The 16619-nt window shown below is 72.9% G+C and carries 14 protein-coding genes; 8 read left to right on the forward strand and 6 right to left on the reverse strand.

Features of this window, described 5'->3' with window-relative positions:
• Positions 1–16 precede the first annotated feature (16 nt).
• Positions 17–265: a DUF2530 domain-containing protein gene (locus tag ACGF7U_RS01680; protein WP_393102146.1), complete on the reverse strand. Its 249-nt coding sequence runs from the start codon at positions 263–265 to the stop codon at positions 17–19.
• Positions 266–353: 88 nt separating this feature from the next.
• On the opposite strand from ACGF7U_RS01680, the gene ACGF7U_RS01685 reads away from it, so the two are divergent.
• The 5 genes from ACGF7U_RS01685 to thpR all read left to right on the forward strand — a co-directional run bounded on the left by ACGF7U_RS01685 (position 354) and on the right by thpR (position 4961).
• Positions 354–1832 (forward strand): NCS2 family permease, encoded by a 1479-nt coding sequence (locus tag ACGF7U_RS01685; RefSeq protein ID WP_393102147.1) that lies wholly within the window; start codon positions 354–356, stop codon positions 1830–1832.
• 120 nt (positions 1833–1952) lie between these two features.
• A complete protein-coding gene (locus tag ACGF7U_RS01690; RefSeq protein WP_393102148.1) occupies positions 1953–2402 on the forward strand; it encodes a MarR family winged helix-turn-helix transcriptional regulator in 450 nt (149 codons plus the stop codon).
• Between the two features lie 70 nt (positions 2403–2472).
• The gene (locus ACGF7U_RS01695) at positions 2473–3756 is read left to right on the forward strand and encodes an MFS transporter (RefSeq protein ID WP_393102149.1); all 1284 of its coding nucleotides are present in this window, start codon (positions 2473–2475) and stop codon (positions 3754–3756) included.
• A gap of 103 nt (positions 3757–3859) precedes the next feature.
• The gene (locus ACGF7U_RS01700) at positions 3860–4369 is read left to right on the forward strand and encodes a hypothetical protein (protein ID WP_393102150.1); all 510 of its coding nucleotides are present in this window, start codon (positions 3860–3862) and stop codon (positions 4367–4369) included.
• 13 nt (positions 4370–4382) lie between these two features.
• A complete protein-coding gene (gene thpR / locus ACGF7U_RS01705; protein WP_393102151.1) occupies positions 4383–4961 on the forward strand; it encodes an RNA 2',3'-cyclic phosphodiesterase in 579 nt (192 codons plus the stop codon).
• 115 nt (positions 4962–5076) lie between these two features.
• On the opposite strand, the gene ACGF7U_RS01710 is transcribed toward thpR, so the two are convergent.
• The 4 genes from ACGF7U_RS01710 to ACGF7U_RS01725 all read right to left on the reverse strand — a co-directional run bounded on the left by ACGF7U_RS01710 (position 5077) and on the right by ACGF7U_RS01725 (position 9892).
• Positions 5077–6063 carry an aldo/keto reductase gene (locus ACGF7U_RS01710; protein WP_393102152.1) on the reverse strand — a complete coding sequence of 329 codons (987 nt, stop codon included), beginning with the start codon at positions 6061–6063 and terminating at the stop codon, positions 5077–5079.
• 75 nt (positions 6064–6138) lie between these two features.
• Complete coding sequence (gene sepH, locus ACGF7U_RS01715; protein ID WP_393102153.1) at positions 6139–7221, reverse strand: septation protein SepH; 1083 nt, start codon at positions 7219–7221, stop codon at positions 6139–6141.
• A 187-nt stretch (positions 7222–7408) separates the two neighbouring features.
• A complete protein-coding gene (gene serC / locus ACGF7U_RS01720; RefSeq protein WP_393102154.1) occupies positions 7409–8536 on the reverse strand; it encodes a phosphoserine transaminase in 1128 nt (375 codons plus the stop codon).
• 249 nt (positions 8537–8785) lie between these two features.
• A complete protein-coding gene (locus ACGF7U_RS01725; RefSeq protein ID WP_132231920.1) occupies positions 8786–9892 on the reverse strand; it encodes a citrate synthase 2 in 1107 nt (368 codons plus the stop codon).
• Between the two features lie 282 nt (positions 9893–10174).
• Between ACGF7U_RS01725 and pdxH the strand changes: the two genes are divergently transcribed.
• From pdxH to ACGF7U_RS01740, 3 genes are all read left to right on the forward strand, one after another.
• Positions 10175–10804, forward strand: a complete 630-nt coding sequence (pdxH, locus tag ACGF7U_RS01730) for a pyridoxamine 5'-phosphate oxidase (RefSeq protein WP_393102903.1) — start codon at positions 10175–10177, stop codon at positions 10802–10804.
• A complete protein-coding gene (locus ACGF7U_RS01735) occupies positions 10801–12099 on the forward strand; it encodes an MFS transporter (RefSeq protein ID WP_393102155.1) in 1299 nt (432 codons plus the stop codon). Before pdxH ends, ACGF7U_RS01735 begins: the two co-directional genes overlap by 4 nt.
• A gap of 303 nt (positions 12100–12402) precedes the next feature.
• Positions 12403–13695 carry a cytochrome P450 gene (locus ACGF7U_RS01740; RefSeq protein ID WP_393102156.1) on the forward strand — a complete coding sequence of 431 codons (1293 nt, stop codon included), beginning with the start codon at positions 12403–12405 and terminating at the stop codon, positions 13693–13695.
• On the opposite strand, the gene ACGF7U_RS01745 is transcribed toward ACGF7U_RS01740, so the two are convergent.
• The gene (locus tag ACGF7U_RS01745) at positions 13625–16546 is read right to left on the reverse strand and encodes a BTAD domain-containing putative transcriptional regulator (protein ID WP_393102157.1); all 2922 of its coding nucleotides are present in this window, start codon (positions 16544–16546) and stop codon (positions 13625–13627) included. The genes ACGF7U_RS01740 and ACGF7U_RS01745 overlap by 71 nt on opposite strands.
• Positions 16547–16619 lie beyond the last annotated feature (73 nt).

Genomic DNA, 16619 nt, shown 5'->3' on the forward strand with positions numbered 1-16619 from the left:
CGACGCTCGGCGCAGGTCAGCGGCCGGCGCGACGGCGGCGCCGGTTGGCGTCGTGCCGCATCATCACGGCGAGACCGGGGAAACCCCACAGAAAACCGGCCAGGCAGATCCACAGCCAGTCCTGGTGACCGTGCTCGGTCAGCCAGCCGCGGAAGAAGATCAGCAGCACCAGCCCGGCGAGTGCCCAGCCCGCCATCCCGGCGAGGGCGAACGGCACCATCGGCGGGTCGAGCGGCTCGGGTCGCGGCGGCTGCTCCTTCGGCACGCGGCAAGCGTACGCGATCAACTTTCCCTGCCTGCCGGTGATCTGCGACGATGCGCGCGACAAACGGAAGATCACCTGCGAGGACCTGATGGCAGTAGCGCCGCCCGACAACGGCACACCACCCGACCCCGCTCATCCGCGTAACGGTTTCGACCGCTTCTTCGAGATCTCCGCCCGTGGCTCGACGATGAGCCGCGAGGTACGCGGTGGCCTGGCGACCTTCTTCACGATGGCGTACATCGTGGTGCTCAACCCGCTCATCCTCGGTGGTGCCGTCGACGGCGACGGCAAGTCACTGCCCATTCCCGCCCTCGCCGCGGCCACCGCCCTGGTCGCCGGCCTGATGACGATCCTGATGGGTGTGGTCGGCCGGTTCCCGCTGGCCCTCGCCGCCGGCCTCGGCGTCAACGCGCTGGTCGCGTACGAGATCGCCCCGGAGATGACCTGGGCGGACGCGATGGGCCTCGTGGTGATCGAGGGTCTGATCATCGCGGTGCTGGTGCTGACCGGTTTGCGGACGGCCGTGTTCCGCTCGGTGCCGACGCAGATGAAGACGGCGATCGGCGTCGGCATCGGCCTCTTCCTGACCATCATCGGCCTCGTCGACGCCGGTTTCGTGCGCCGGGTTCCGGACGTGCAGAACACCACCGTGCCGGTCAGCCTGGGCATCGGCGGCAAGCTGGCCAGCTGGCCGCTGCTGGTCTTCGTGGTGGGCCTGCTGCTGACGATCGTGCTGCTGGTGCGTCGGGTCAGGGGCGCGATCCTGATCGGCATCCTCGCCTCCACCGTGCTGGCGGTCGTCGTCGAGGCGGTGGCGAACATCGGGCCGTCGTTCGTCGACGGCAAGCCGAACCCGAAGGGCTGGGCGCTGAACGTCCCCGAGTTCCCGAAGACCTGGGTGGACGTGCCGGACCTGTCGCTGGTCGGCAACTTCAACCTGTTCGACTCCTGGGGCCGGGCCGGCTGGGTCGTCGCGCTGATGTTCGTCTTCACCCTGCTGATCACCGACTTCTTCGACACCATGGGCACGATGGTCGCGGTCGGCCAGGAGGGGGCGATGCTCGACGAGCGGGGCACCCCGCCGCGGGCACGCGAGATCCTGCTGGTCGACTCGATCGCCGCGGCGGCCGGCGGCGCGGCGAGCACCTCCAGCAACACGTCGTACATCGAGAGCGCCGCCGGTGTGGCGGAGGGCGCCCGGACCGGCGTGGCCAACCTGGTCACCGGCGGCATGTTCCTGCTGGCGATGTTCCTGGCGCCGCTGGTCGTGGTGGTGCCGTTCGAGGCGGCCTCCACCGCGCTGGTGGTGGTCGGCTTCCTGATGATGACCGCGGTGCGGACGATCGACTGGTCCGACTACGAGATCGCCGTCCCGGCGTTCCTCACGATCGTGCTGATGCCCTTCACGTACTCGATCTCCAACGGCATCGGCGCCGGCCTGATCACGTACGTGGTGGTGAAGCTCGCCAAGGGCAAGGCCCGGGAGGTCCACCCGCTGCTGTACGGGGTGGCCGTCCTCTTCGTGCTGTACTTCCTGCGCGGGCCGATCGAGTCCGTGGTGCTCTGACACACCCTGCGCTCCGGGCCGGTGACCGAATCGGATACCCGGCCCGGAGCAGGGCAAACTTCTCGTGAGCATGGTCATATCGCAGCTCATTAGCCAGGCTCATTAGTTAGGCTAACTATCGTGACGGAGCGGACGGTGACGGCGAAACGCGTGCCACCGGCGCAGCTGGCACCCCAGCTGCGTGATGCGATCACCCGGCTCAACCGACGGGTCCGCCAGGCCCGGCCGGTCGGCGACCTGACGGTCACCCAGCTCTCCGCGCTCACCAGCCTCCGGCTGGCGGGCGCGCTGACGCCCCGGGAACTGGCCGACGTCGAACGGGTGCAGCCGCCGACGATGACCAAGATCGTCGCGAAGTTGGAGGAGCGCGGCCTCGTGCAGCGCACCCCCCACCCGACCGACGGCCGGCAGGTCATCCTCGCGGCGACAGAGGGGGGACGGGCGGTGCTCGAGCAGTTCGAGCGCGCCCGCGACGAGTGGCTGGCCCACCGGCTGGCCGAGCTCACCGAAGCAGAACGGGACACCCTGCGGCAGGCCGCGGAGATCCTTCAGCAGCTCGCCCGCGCCTGACCCGCGCGCCTCGCACCACCGCGCCGTCCGCCGTCGATGACGCGTACGACCGCGAGGAGGCGCACCAAGAGTGCAGGCGAAGCTGAGCACGATGTTCCAGTCCCTACAGGTCCGCAACTACCGGCTCTTCGCATCCGGGCAACTGATCAAGTTGATCGGTGTCTGGATGATGTTCATCGCCCAGGACTGGCTCGTCCTCGAGCTCTCCGACAACTCGGCCACCGCGCTGGGCGTGGTCACGGCTCTCCAGTTCACCCCGGTGCTGCTGCTCACCCTGCTCTCCGGGCGGCTCGCCGACCGCTACGACAAGCGGATGCTGCTCTTCGTCGCCAACGCGTTCTGGACCGTGCTGGCGCTCGCCATGAGCCTGCTGGTGATCACCGGCCTCGTGCAGCTCTGGCACGTCTTCGCGTTCGCGGCCCTGCTCGGCGTCGCGAACGCCGTGGAGACCCCGGTCCGGCAGGCGTTCGTGTCGGAGCTGGTCGGCACGTCGCTGCTGCCGAACGCGCTCTCGCTGAACGCGGCGGTGTTCAACTCCGCGCGGATCGTCGGGCCGGCCGTCGCCGGTCTGGCCATCGCCGCCTTCGACGTGGGGCCGGTCTTCCTGTTCACCGCGCTCAGTTCGGTCGCCCCGCTGGTCAACGTGGTCCGGATGCGCCCGGCCGAGCTGTACCGGGAGGCGCTGCCGCCGCGCGACGAGCGGGCGTCGGCCAAGGTGGTCGACGGGCTGCGCTACGTCTCGCGCCGCCCCGACCTGCTGCTGCCGATGGCGGTGATGTCGGTGATCGGCATGTCGCTGTTCAACTTCCAGCTCACCCTGGCCGCGCTCGCCAAGACCGTCTTCCAGACCGGGGCGGCCTCGTTCGGGCTGTTCAGCACCGCGCTGGCGGTCGGCGCGCTCGTGGGGGCGCTGGCCGGCACGGGGCGGCGCAGCCGCCCCTCGGTGTGGCTGGTGCTCGGCGCCGCGGTCGGCTGCGCCAGCTTCGGCACCCTGGTCGGGCTCGCCCCCGCGTACTGGATGGTGGTGGCGCTCCTGCTGCCCACCGGGTTCTTCATGGTGTTCTTCGCCCAGGCCGCCAACCAGCGCGTTCAGCTCGGCACGGACGCCGCGTTCCGGGGCCGCGTGATGGCCCTGTGGGTGCTGGTCTTCCTCGGCACCAACCCGGTCGGCGCGCCGGTGATCGGCTGGGTCGCGGAGACCTACGGCGCCGGCGCCAGCATCTGGATCGGCGGGCTTGTCTCGCTGGCCACCGCCCTGATCGCGCTCACCTGGCAGCTGCGCCGCTCCGGCGCCCGGCTGCGCTTCCGCGTCCTGCCGATGCCCCGCTTCTACGTCACCTCGACCGACTGCTGAGCCGTGACCGCCGCCCGGATGGGACGATCCGTCCCATCCGGCGGATGGCGTGGATGCGGCCAATCCGGTGGCGGTCCGCCGGCATGGGGCTTAGCGTCGATGCGTGGAGGTCGGACGCGGGGTGCTGCTGGTCCTGGCCTTCGTCGGCGTGGCCAGCCTGCCGGCGCTGATCGCGCTGATCTTCTGCGCCGACGAGATCATCGACCGGGTCGCCTGCGGTTACGCCGAGTGGCGCGACCGCCGGCGGGAGCGGCGCACCATCGCGCGGCTGGACCGGGCCGTCGAGGCCGACGCCCTGACCCGCGACATCGACCTCACCGACTTCGACCGGCCGGACCGGCGCCCGCTGGAACAACTCGCTGCCGACCTGCGCCGCCTGCGCGGCCAGGGGGCCGTCGCCCACGGCCGGCAGGCGGTCTGGCACGGCACGGTGCTCCAGGCGTACGACGACCGGCTCCGGCTGGCCTGCCGGGCGCTCGGGATCACCGAGCACCTGACCGAGCTGGCGGGCGTCGACCTTGAGCTGGAACGGGTCCGGGTGGAGGGCCTCCTGCACGCCGCCGGCCTGACCCTGCCCGCCGCCCGGGCAAGCGACCGGCAGCGCCACCACTGAGCGGCGGACCGGCTTGAGGCTCTTCGTCGCGGTCTACCCGCCGCCCGAGGCGGTCGCGCACCTCGGCGCGCAGGTCGCCCGGTTGCGCATCGGAGCGGCGGCCGCCGCCGGGACCAACGTCCGGCTCGCCGACCCGGCCACCGCGCACGTCACCCTCGCCTTCCTCGGCGACGTCGAAGCGGCCCGGCTGGTCGAGGTGGAGAGCGCCCTCGGGCTCGCCGCCGAGTGGTCCCGGGAGGGCCGGGCCACCACGCCCCGGCTCCGGCTCGCCGGCGGTGGACGCTTCGGTCGGGGCCGCTTCACCGTGCTCTGGGTCGACCTGCGGGGCGAGGTCGAGCAGATCCAGGTGCTCGCCCGGCTGATCCGCTCCCGGCTGCGGCACGCCCGCCTGCCGCACGACGACAAGCCGTTCCGCCCGCACCTGACCGTCGCCCGTCCCGGCGACCGCCTCCCCCCGGTCGACGTCACGGCCGACGTGGCGACCCTGGACGACTACGAGGGCCCCGAGTGGCCGGCCGCCGAGATGGTGCTGGTGCGCAGCCACCCCGGCCCCCGCCCCACCTACGACCGCCTGGCCGCCTGGCCGTTGTGACCGGTCGAGCCGTGCCGGGAGCGCCATCGCCCGGGCGGCCGAGGCTGGCCGACCCGGGCGCCGGCGGCCAGGCTCCGGACCTTCGGACGGGGCCCGGAGCCTGGCTGGCCGTCGGCTACCAGGCCCACGCCTCCGGGCCGGGGCCGCCGTTGCCGATCGGCGGGAAGAGCTCGTCGAGCCGGCGCAGAGCGTCTTCGCCGAGGCTGACGTCGAGCGCGCCCAGGGAGCGGTCGAGCTGGTCGGTGGTGCGCGGCCCGATGATCGGGGCGGTCACCCCCGGCCGGGACAGCAGCCAGCCGAGCGCCACGTCCGCCGGGTCGTGCCCCAGCTCGGCGCAGAGCTTCTCGTACGCCTCGATGGTCGGCCGGTGCGCGGCCAGCGCGTCGGCGGAGCGGCCGCTGGCACCGCGCGCGGCCCCGCCCTCGGCCATCTTCCGCAGCACCCCGGCGAGCAGCCCGCCGTGCAGCGGCGACCACGGGATGATGCCCAACCCGTGGTGCTGCGCGGCCGGCACGACCTCCAGCTCGACGTGCCGGGTGAGCAGGTTGTAGATGCACTGCTCGGAGACGAGGCCGAGGAAGTGGCGCTTGGCCGCCGCCTCCTGGGCCACCGAGATGTGCCAACCGGCGAAGTTGGACGACCCGACGTAGAGCACCTTGCCCTGGGCGACCAGGGTCTCCATGGCCTGCCAGATCTCCTCCCACGGCGTGCTCCGGGAGACGTGGTGCATCTGGTAGAGGTCGATGGTGTCGGTCTGCAACCGGCGCAGCGAGTCCTCGCAGGCCCGGATGATGTGCCGGGCGGAGAGGCCCTGCTCGTTGGGCCACTCGCCCATCTTGCCGTAGACCTTGGTGGCCAGCACGACCTTCTCCCGCCGGCCGCCGCCCCGGGCGAACCAGCGGCCGATGATCTGCTCGGTGATCCCCTCGCCGGTCTGCCAGCCGTAGACGTTGGCGGTGTCGAAGAAGTTGATGCCGTGTTCGAGGGCCCGATCCATGATCGCGTAGCTGTCCGGCTCGGTCGTCTGCGGCCCGAAGTTCATGGTGCCGAGGCAGAGACGACTGACGGACAGGCCGGTGCGGCCCAGGTTCGTGTAGTCCATACGGCAACCCTGCCACGGCGGCACTTCGAGTGCCTCGCGTCGACTCCGGCGCAGGCGGCCGCCGGAGTCGACGCGTCAGGAGGACTCGCGGGCCGCCGGCCCGCTGCCGAACAGCACGTCGTCCCAGCTCGGAAGGCGCTTGCGGGGCTTGCCCCCGGCGTCGGCCGACTCGGCGGCCGACGCCGCCGCGGCACCCGTGCGGCGGGGCCGGAGCACCGCCAGGGACGGCACGGCCGGCACCTCCTTGGGCGCGTCCGAGTCGTCGTCGAACGCGGAGCCCTGTCCGCCGCCGAGCAGCGCCGCCGCCCCGCCGGCGACCGGCCGCTGCCGTGGCGCGTCCTGCCCGGCCAGGGCGGCCGGGGAGCGCGGGTCGAGCCCACGGCCCGAAGTCGAGCCGAGCGGACGGTCGAGGGAGGCGAGCAGGGCGTCCCGCCCGGCCCGGATGGGATCGCGGCCGGGACGGCTGTGCTCGGCCGGCGCCGGCAGGCCGTGCCCGCCCCGGCTCGGCTCGCCGCGCGACGGGCCGGGCAGCGCGTGACCGCCCCGCTCCGGGGCCGGCTCCTGGCCGAGGATCGGGGTGGGCCGCTCGGCGCACAGGTATTGCGCCATGTCGTCGTGCGGGGTGACCGCCTGCCGGGTCTTGTCGAGGTCCCACACCGCCTGGGCGGTCGCCTTGCCCGACGGCCAGGTGGCCACGATCCGCCAGGTGCCGTCGTCGCGGCGCCACGCGTCCCAGGAGATCTTCTCGGTGTCGATCCCGTGCTGGGCCAGCCGGCCGTTGACGACCTCGGCAAGCGGGGTGGGCTTCTCGGCGCCCTTGAGCCGGGTGCGCCGGGCGTGCTGGGCCAGCATGGCCCGCTCCTGGAGCACCGGGCCGGCGTAGCGCAGCACCCGGTCGACGGGCACGCCGGCGATCCGGGCGACGTCCTCGGCGGACTCGCCGGAGCGGATCTTCGCCTGGATGTCCCGCGGGGACAGGGAGGGCACCGGATCGGCCGCGGCGGCCGGGGCCACCGCGAGCGGCGGGGCGCCGGGCTCGGCGTGCAGCGCACCGGCGACACGCTCGTCGATGGGCAGGGCGAGCAGTCGCCCGACCTCGTCGGCGAGCACCAGGGCCTGGCCGTCCTCGGAGAGGGCGACGAAGCGTACTGGGCGCATAGCGTTGCCTCCGTCCCGCTTCGCTGGCCGTCACGCCACGAGCCGGCCACCCGGGCGTCTCGCACCACCGTACGCGTATCTGCCCCGAGGTGGGGGATGCGACACCCGCATGTCGCGACTGAGCTGCGGCGATGATCACGTTCGGTGGCCGCCGACGCGTTCGGCGGCCACCGAACGTGACGACGGCCTAGAGCCGCTCCACCACGTAGTCGATGGACGCGGTCAGCGCCTCGACGTCGGCCGGCTCGACGGCCGGGAAGAGCGCGACCCGGAGCTGGTTGCGGCCCAGCTTCCGGTACGGCTCGGTGTCCACGATGCCGTTGGCGCGCAGCGCCTTGGCGATCGCGGTGGCGTCGACGGAGTCGGCGAAGTCGATGGTGGCGACCACGTTGGACCGCAGCGCCGGGTCGGTGACGAACGGCGTCGCCACCTCGGAGCGCTCCGCCCAGCCGTAGACGATCGCGGCGCTCTCGGCCGTGCGCTTGGCCGCCCACGCCAGCCCGCCCTGGGAGTTCATCCAGTCGGTCTGCTCGGCGGCCAGGAAGATGGTGGCCAGCGCCGGGGTGTTGTAGGTCTGCTCCAGCCGCGAGTTGTCGATCGCGGTGACCAAATCGAGGAAGGCCGGGATGTACCGGCCCGACGCCTTGATCTCACCGGCGCGCGCGAGCGCGGCGGGGGACATCAGGGCCAGCCAGAGGCCGCCGTCGGAGCCGAAGCACTTCTGCGGGGCGAAGTAGTAGACGTCGGTCTCGCCGACGTTCACGTCGAGCCCGCCGGCGCCGGAGGTGGCGTCGACCAGCAGCAGCGAGCCGGGGTCGGCGCCGGCCACCCGGCTGATCGGCACCGCGACGCCGGTCGAGGTCTCGTTGTGCGGGGTGGCGTAGACGTCCACCCCCGCCTCGGCGGCCAGCGCGGGGGCGCTGCCGGCCGCCGACTTGCGGATGGTCGGTTCGCCCAGGAACGGGGCGTCCTTGACGGACTTGGCGAACTTCGCGCCGAACTCGCCGAAGCTGGCGAACTGCGCCCGGTCCCGGACCAGGCCGAAGGTCGCGACCTCCCAGAACGCGGTGGTGCCGCCGTTGCCGAGCACCACCTCGTAGCCCTCGGGCAGGGAGAAGAACTCGGCGATGCCGCGGCGCAGCCGGGCGACCTGGTCGCGGACGGTCTTCTGCCGGTGCGAGGTGCCCAGGTAGCTGGTCGCGACGTCGGTGAGGGCGGAGACCGCCGCCGGACGGACCTTGGACGGCCCGCAGCCGAACCTCCCGTCGGCGGGCTTGAGGTCGTCGGGAATCCGGATGGTCGGTGCGTCAGCCACGGTTGTCGAGATCCTTCCGCAAGGGCGAGGGCGGGCCCGGTCTTGAAACGGGCGCGGATCGACGGCGGACGCGCGCGGGCGCGCGGGGCGGCCGGGATCCGGGCCCGGTCCGGCGACACTGCCGGCCTTCATCCTCCCACCCGGGCCGGCCGGTCCGGCCGCTGGTCCCACTCCCGGGGCGTGAGGCGTGCGCCACAGACACGCGCGGGGGCCCCGTCCGCGCGGACGGGGCCCCCCGGAGGTGCGCGGTCAGACGCCGTGCGGGATGGCGTCCCAGCCCTCGACGTCGCTGGGCTTGCGGCTGCCCGGGCCGACGTAGCGGGCCGACGGGCGGACCAGCCGCTGGAGCTTCTTCTGCTCCAGAATGTGGGCGCTCCAGCCGCCCATCCGGGCGCAGGTGAACATCGAGGTGAACATGTGCGCCGGCACCTCGGCGAAGTCGAGGACCACGGCCGACCAGAACTCGACGTTGGTGGCGAGCACCCGGTCCGGGCGGCGGGCCTGGAGCTCGGCCAGGGCGGCCTTCTCCAGCGCCTCGGCGATCTCGAAGCGCGGCGCGCCCAGCTCCTTGGCGGTGCGGCGGAGCACCCGGGCGCGCGGGTCCTCGGCCCGGTAGACCCGGTGGCCGAAGCCCATCAGCCGCTCACCCCGGTCGAGGACGCCCTTGACGTAGCCCTCGGCGTCGCCGCTGCGCTCGACGGCCTCCAGCATGCTGAGCACCCGGGAGGGGGCGCCGCCGTGCAGCGGGCCGGAGAGGGCGCCGATGCCGGAGGAGATGCAGGCCGCGGCGTCCGCGCCGGTGGAGGCGACGATCCGGGCGGTGAAGGTGGAGGCGTTCAGGCCGTGCTCGGCGGCCGAGATGAAGTAGGCGTCGACGGCCTTGACGTGCCGCGGGTCGGGCTCGCCGCGCCAGCGCTTCATGAACCGCTCGACGATGGTGGAGGCCTTGTCGATCTCCTTCTGCGGCACCGCCGGCAGGCCGAGGCCGCGCGCGGACTGGGCGACGAAGGAGAGCGCCGTGACCGACACCCGGGCGAGGTCCTCGCGGGCCTGCTCGTCGGAGATGTCGAGGAGCTGGTTGAGGCCCCAGTACGGGGCGAGCATCGCGACCGCGGACTGCACGTCCACCCGGATGTCACCGGAGTGCACCGGCACCGGGAACGGCTCCGCCGGCGGCAGGCCGGGGCCGAACCGCCCGTCGACCAGCAGCGCCCACACGTTGCCGAAGGAGACCTGGCCGATGAGATCCTCGATGTCGACCCCGCGATAGCGCAGTGCGCCGCCTTCGCGGTCGGGTTCGGCGATCTCGGTCTCGAAGGCTACGACGCCCTCCAGCCCGGGTTTGAAATCGGCCATAGTCGCTCTCCTGGATCTGCTCGGTGCGCCCGGTCGGGCCCTCATCCGGCCAACCGGCCGAGCGCCTCAGGCGACCCTCAGGGATGTGTTCGTGACATCTTGCCTGGTGGGTAACCAGATCCGCGACCCGCTGCGACTGTGCTGCGCGTGACATCCCCCGTCCGGGGCGGCCCGGAGGCGTCGGCGACACTGGGCGGTACGGGCTGGCCTGCTCGGAGGGCGCGGGCCGGGTCGACGGGGAGGGGAGAGAACGTGACGGGCGACACACTGCCGCCGGCGGCGATGCGTAACGAGTACGCCGCGGACCTGGGCCTTTCCGAGGCGGACCTGGCCGCCGACTGGCACACCCAGTTCGACCGCTGGTTCGCCGACGCGGTCGCCGCCGGGCTGCCCGAGCCGAACGCGATGGTGGTCGGCACCGCCGACGCGGCGGGCCGGCCGAGCGCGCGGACCGTGCTGCTCAAGGGGTACGACCCGGAGGGCTTCGTCTTCTTCACCAACTACGAGTCCCGCAAGGGTGCCGAGGCGGCCGCCAATCCGCACGCGAGCCTGGTCTTCCCCTGGTTCGCGATGCAGCGCCAGGTGGTGGTCGCCGGCCGGGTGGAGCGGGTCGACCGGGCGGAGACCGAGGCGTACTTCGCCAGCCGGCCGCGCGGCTCCCAGCTCGGCGCCTGGGCCAGCACCCAGTCCCGGGTGGTGCCGGACCGGACGGCGCTGGACGAGGCGTACCGGGCGGCGGCGGAGCGGTTCGCCGACGTCGAGCCGATCCCCGCGCCGCCGCACTGGGGCGGGCTGCGGGTGCGGCCGGAGTCGGTGGAGTTCTGGCAGGGCCGGGCCAGTCGGCTGCACGACCGGCTGCGGTTCCGGCTCACCGGGGCCGGGGAGTGGGCCGTCGAGCGGCTCGCCCCGTGACCCAGCTCAAGGAGCCCGGCGCGCGCGGGTTGCGCCGGTTCGCGATCGACCTGCGCCCGCTGGGGGTGCCGGCGTACCGCCGGATGTGGCTCGGCAACGGCATCGCGATGTTCGGCATCCAGCTCACCGCCGTCGCCGTGCCCGTCGAGATGTACGAGATCAGCGGGAGCTCGCTCTGGGTCGGCCTCATCGGCATCGCGGCGTTCGTACCGCTGCTGGTCTTCGGGCTCTGGGGCGGCGCGCTGGCCGACGCGCACGACCGGCGCAAGGTGCTGCTGGCGACGGCGGCGGTGCTCTGGGCCTCGACGCTCGGCCTGGTGGTGCAGGCGGTGCTCGGCGTCGGCAGCCCGCTGCTGCTGCTCGCCCTGGTGGCGGTGCAGTCGGTCGCCTTCGCGATCAGCTCGCCCACCCGCAACGCGATCCTGCCCCGGCTGGTGCCGGCGGACCTGCTGCCGGCGGCGACCACGCTGAACTTCACCACCTACACCGCCGCCTCGGTGCTCGGGCCCCTGGTCGCCGGCCTGGTCTTCGCCTGGTGGGGCACCGGTCTCGGCCTGCCGATCGCGTACGCGGCCGACGCGGTGCTCTTCACCTTCGCCGTGTGGGCGACCGCGAAGCTGCCGGCGATGCCGCCGGATCCGGACCCGGAGTCGGCCGGTACCCCCCGGCGGGCCGGGCTGGCCAGCATCGTCGACGGGCTGCGCTACCTGGCCACCACGCCGGTGCTGCTGCTCTCCTTCGTCATCGACCTGATCGCGATGGTGCTGGCCATGCCCCGGGCGCTCTTTCCGGAGATCGCCGACGAGCGGTTCGGCGGCGGCGCGGCGGTCGGCTGGCTCTACAGCGCGCTCGCCCTCGGCGCGATGCTCGGCGGGCTCACCTCCGGCTGGATCGGCCGGCTCCGCCGGCAGGGGTTGGCGCTGGTGGCGGCGGTGGTCGCCTGGGGGCTGGCGGTGGCGTCGGCCGGGCTGGCCGGCCGGCTCTGGCTGATGGTGCTGCTGCTGGCGGTGGCGGGCGCGGCCGACCTGGTCAGCGCGGTGCTGCGGCAGTCGATGCTGCTGGTCTACGCGCCGGACCGGATGCGCGGGCGGCTCATGGGCGTCAACACGGTGGTCATCGCCGGCGGTCCGCGCCTGGGCGACCTGCGGGCCGGTGCGGTGGCGGCGGGCTTCGGCGGCGGCGTCGCCTGGGTCAGCGGCGGGCTGATCTCCGCGGTGCTCGCGGTGCTGCTGGTGGTGGCCTTCCCGGTCCTGCTGCGCTACCGGGCCGCCACCACTGCCGCCGACCGGGACTGACCGGTCGTCCACCCGGGCTCACGCCGGTGCGGGCCAGCCGTCCGCCGGGCTGTCCGGCCCGTTCGTGCAGCGATCCCTCCGCGACGGCGAGCCCGGACCGATCACGAATCAGGCGCCATGCCTGCGGCGTTCATGCGGGGATCATGCGCCGGACGATCGATCGTGGTCGGTAACACCGTCAACTGTTGGAGGTCGGGCATGAAGCACATCCGCCACGCAACCGTTCGCGTCCTGGGCCGGATCCGCATGGGCGGCATCTACGGCTACTGGAACATCTACAACTGACCGGTTGAGGGCCGACGAGTGACGACGCATGCACCTGGTCCGGAGCGGCCGCCAGGGCCGCGAGGGCACTGGTTGTTCGGCAACACCGAGGAGTACGACCGCGACAGGAACGGCTTCCTGGAACGGTGTCACCGCGAATACGGGGACGTCTTCTCCTACGACGCCCGCACCATCGTGGTGTCCTCGCCGGATCAGGTGCATGCGTTGCTCGCCCGGACCAACAAGGATTTCCTGGCGGAGACGTCGCCGCTCGCCGGGCGCATGGACACCGAGCGGATGGCGGCCGCCGCCGAGCTGTGGACCACGGCCCGTCGCGCGGGCTGGCAGGGCTTGCACCGGCGGGTGGCGCAGGCGCACGCGACGCGGTTGCGCGAGCTCTTCCGCAAGACCGTCGGTGACGGGGAAATGGACGTGTTCGCCACGATGGCCGACTTCTTCGGTCGGGCGACGGCCGACTTCTGCCTGAGCGTCGACGCGGAGGGCGTGCCGGAGGCGTTGGCCGAGCAGGTGGCGGCCATCGACCCCCTCTCGCGCGACTCGTTGCAGCCACCGTCCTGGTGGCCGTCACGTCGGGTACGGCGCTTCGCCAGGGCCCGCAAGCGGCTCCTGGCGCTCATGGCCGAGGTCGTGCGCCGCCGCCGTCTGGCCGGAGATCCGTCGGCTCAGGATCTCCTCAACGTGCTGCTCGCCTCGGCGGACCGGGGGTTGTCCGACCTGCAGATCGAGCGGTTCCTGCGCGGGATCATGCTCGCCGCGCTGGGCGTCCCGGCCGCCGCCCTCACGTGGATCGTGTACGAGGTCGGCAGGCGGCCGGACGTGCGGGCCCGGCTGGCGGCCGAGTCGGCCTCAGCCGGCGATGTCCCGGAGTTGGAGGAACTGCCGTACACCGAGGCGTTCGTCAAGGAGGTGCTCAGGCTGTGGCCACCGACCTGGTTGATCGGCAGGACCGTACGGCGGGAGACGGAACTCGACGGGTGGCGTCTCAACCCCGGTGACCAGGTGCTGTTCAGCCTGTACCGGCTGCATCGGGATCCCCGTTGGTGGGCCGACCCCGACCGGCTGGTGCCGGAGCGGTGGCTGGACCCGCATGTCGCGCCCGCCCGGCACACGTATCTGCCGTTCGGCGCGGGACCGCGGGTGTGCGTGGGGACGCAACTCGGCATGATGCAGTTGACGTTGGCGACGTCCTGGCTGGTCGGCGACATGGAGATCACCGGGCCGCCGGAGGCGACGCCCGACTTCAGCGGTCTGCTGGTCCCCCGTGACCTGCGGGTCGGGCTGCGGAGGAAGGTCGTACCGCAAGGCGTCTGATCTTCTCCCGCACGTTGCGGGCCTCGACGGTGCGGCGTTGCTCGCGGTAGGAGTCGAGCGCCTGCTGCCAGGCGCGACGGGCGGCGGTGAGCCGGCCCGACCCCTGGTGGACGTCGCCGATGCGGACCAGCGTGTCGGCGGCCTGGTAGGCGTTGCCGAGGCTCTCGCGCAGCTCGAGGCACCGGCCGTAGTAGCCGAGCGCCTCGTCGTGTCGCCGGGCGCGGTGGGCGATGTAGCCGAGGCTGTCGAGGGTGGCGGACTCGCCGTTGCGGTCCTCGTACCGCTGGAAGAGCCGCAGTGCCTGCTCGCAGTACGCCTGCGCCGTCGAGTAGTGGCCGAGTCTGGCGTGGCACCAGCCGGCGGCGCTGAGCGCGTTGGCCTCCCAGCGGGGGTCCTGGAGTTCCCGCTGCAGGCGCAGGGCGTTCTCCACGTGCGGGAGCGCGCTCGCGGGTTCGCCTCGTTCGAGCCAGGCGAACCCGAGGGTGTGGCTGGTGTGCGCCTGTCCCGCGAGGTCCTCGTCCTGCTCGAACAGGTTCAGCGCGAGCAGCAGGTGCGCCAGGCCGTCCTCGGCGCGGGAGGCCTGCGCGTAGGCGTACCCCAGGTACCAGTGGGCGAAGGCCCGGGTGTTCCGGTGACCCAGTCGATCGGCCGCGCTCAGGGCCCGCTGCCAGGACTCGATGCGCTGCTCGTGCTGGCACCGCTTGTGGTACGTGTCCATCGCCCAGGCCAGTCGCCAGACGGCCTCGTCCATGCCCAGCTTGACGGCCAGCTGCTGAACGGCGATGAGGCTGAGCTGCTCGTCCTCGAACCAGGCCCAGGCCGATGCGGCGTCCTCGAACTCGTCCTGTGCCCGCTCGGGAAAGATCCGCGTGGCGAGCGGACGGCCGGGGTTCAGCACCCGGTCGGCGACGGACGCGGTGTACACGTACGAGTCGATCAGGCGGGTGAGCGCCTCCGCCCGCTCGTGGTCAGGCCGATCGGACTGCGCGCGTTCGGCGGCGTAGAGGCGGACCAGGTCGTGCATGCGGTACCGCCCGGGACGCCGCTGGTGGATCAGGTTGGCGGCTTCGAGATGGTCCAGCAACACCCTGGTACGAGAGGTGGGCAGGCCGGCGAGCGCGGCGGCCGACCGCAGGCTGATGTCGGGCCACGGCGTCAGTCCCAGAAGCGTGATCAGCCGGGCGGTGGCGGCGTCGAGGGCCTCGTACGAGGCGGCGAACGTGGCCCGGAGGTCGGTGTTCAGGTCGCCGGTCTGCAGGGCGTCGAGACGGGTGGAGGGGTTGCTCAGCTCCTTGGCGAGGACCGACAGGGGGAAGCCGGGATGCATGGCGGCGCGTGCGGCGAGCACGCCGATCGCCAGGGGCAGGCCGCCGGTGTGCTCCACGAGGATGGCCACGCTGTCCGGATCCTCCGCGGCCCTCGAGCCGTCCAGCTGGCGGCGGAGCAGGCGGTGGGCCTCGGCGCGCGTGAGGGCGTCCAGCCCGATCAGGCTGGCGCCACGGGTGGCGTTCAGGCCCGGGAGACGGTTGCGGCTGGTGATCACGACGGTGCAGCTGGGGCTGCCGGGGAGCAGCGGCTCGACCTGTGCCACGTCACGGGCGTTGTCAAGGACGACGAGCAGGCGGCGGCCGGCGACCAGTGACCGGTAGAGACCGGACTGGGCCACCTCCCCGACCGGCATGGCCGCGGCCGGGACACCGAGGGAACCGAGGAAGTGGCGCAGCGCCACATGAGACGGCAGCGGGCCGCCGGTCGGGTCGAACCCGTGGAGGTCGACATAGAGTTGGCCGTCGGGAAACAGCTCGAGGTTGTCGTGCGCCCAGTGCAGGGCCAGCGAGGTCTTCCCCATTCCCCCGGTGCCGCTGATCGCGGCGATCGCCACGCTGTTCGTGGTGCTGTCGTCGACAAGGCGGTCCAGCTCGGCGCGTTCGCGTTCGCGGCCGATGAAGTGCGGCGGCGGAGCCGGCAACTGCCGGGGGACCGGCACCGGGGCCACCGGCCCGCGGGGCGCGTGCCGCGGCGGTTCCGGGGTCGTGTCTGTGGGTGCCGGCGCGGTGTCCGCCGGGTCGGGCGTGGTGCGGGCGGGTGCGAGTGTGCTGTCCGAGCTGAGGATGCGCTGGTGCAGCCGCTGCAGCTCGCTCTCGGGCTCCAGCCCCAGCTCCGCGCTGACTCGATCCCGGAGCCTCCGGTAGACCGCCAGGGCGTCGGCACGCCTGCCGCTTCGGTACAGGGCCGTCATGAGCTGACCATGTGCCGGCTCGCGTAGCGGATGGTCCGTGATGACGGCGGTGAGTTCGGTGATCGCCTCGGCGTGCCTGCCCGTGGCCAGCAGGGCCGAGGCCCGCTCCTCCACCGCCTGCAACCGCAGTTCCCCGAGCCTGACCGCCTCCGCCTGGACGAAGGGGCCGTCGACCCCCTCCAGGGGCGCCCCGCGCCAGAGGCTCAACGCCTCGTCGTAGCGGATCACCGCGGAGGTCGGGTCACCCTCGGCGGCCGCCTCGCGCGCTCGCGCGACCCGGTCGAGGAACGTGGTCAGATCGAGCCGATCGGGCTCCAGCCGCAGCAGGTACCCGGGCCGCTGGGTGTGGATCAGATCGTCCCCCGCGGCGAGGCACGTCTTCCTCAGGTCGGAGACCAGGGTCCTGATCCGGGATGCGGGCGAACTGGGTAGCGGCTCCCCCCACAGCAACTCCGCCAGCCGCCGGACCGACACCACGTGGTTGGCATTCAGCAGCAGGATCGTCAGCAACGCGCCCTGCTTGCCGGTCAGGGCGACGTGTCCGGTCCCGGTCTGCAGCTCCACCGGCCCGAGCACCCGGAACCCGGCCCGCGCACGCCCTTCAGGACCCACTGCGACCTCCAGCCGAGCTGATGAACCGGACGGACCCGCTCCGCGACATCGGTCCATCCCAGGGGCATTTGTC

This window comes from Micromonospora sp. NPDC047670, assembly GCF_043204915.1.
In the GTDB taxonomy this organism is placed as follows: Bacteria; Actinomycetota; Actinomycetes; order Mycobacteriales; family Micromonosporaceae; genus Micromonospora.

What these genes read in the sequence shown, in the direction of transcription:
- ACGF7U_RS01685 (WP_393102147.1), top strand. Translation starts at nt 354, where the DNA reads ATGGCAGTAGCGCCGCCCGACAACGGCACACCACCCGACCCCGCTCAT.
- ACGF7U_RS01710 (WP_393102152.1), bottom strand. Translation starts at nt 6,063, where the DNA reads ATGGACTACACGAACCTGGGCCGCACCGGCCTGTCCGTCAGTCGTCTC.
- sepH (WP_393102153.1), bottom strand. Translation starts at nt 7,221, where the DNA reads ATGCGCCCAGTACGCTTCGTCGCCCTCTCCGAGGACGGCCAGGCCCTG.
- ACGF7U_RS01725 (WP_132231920.1), bottom strand. Translation starts at nt 9,892, where the DNA reads ATGGCCGATTTCAAACCCGGGCTGGAGGGCGTCGTAGCCTTCGAGACC.
- pdxH (WP_393102903.1), top strand. Translation starts at nt 10,175, where the DNA reads ATGCGTAACGAGTACGCCGCGGACCTGGGCCTTTCCGAGGCGGACCTG.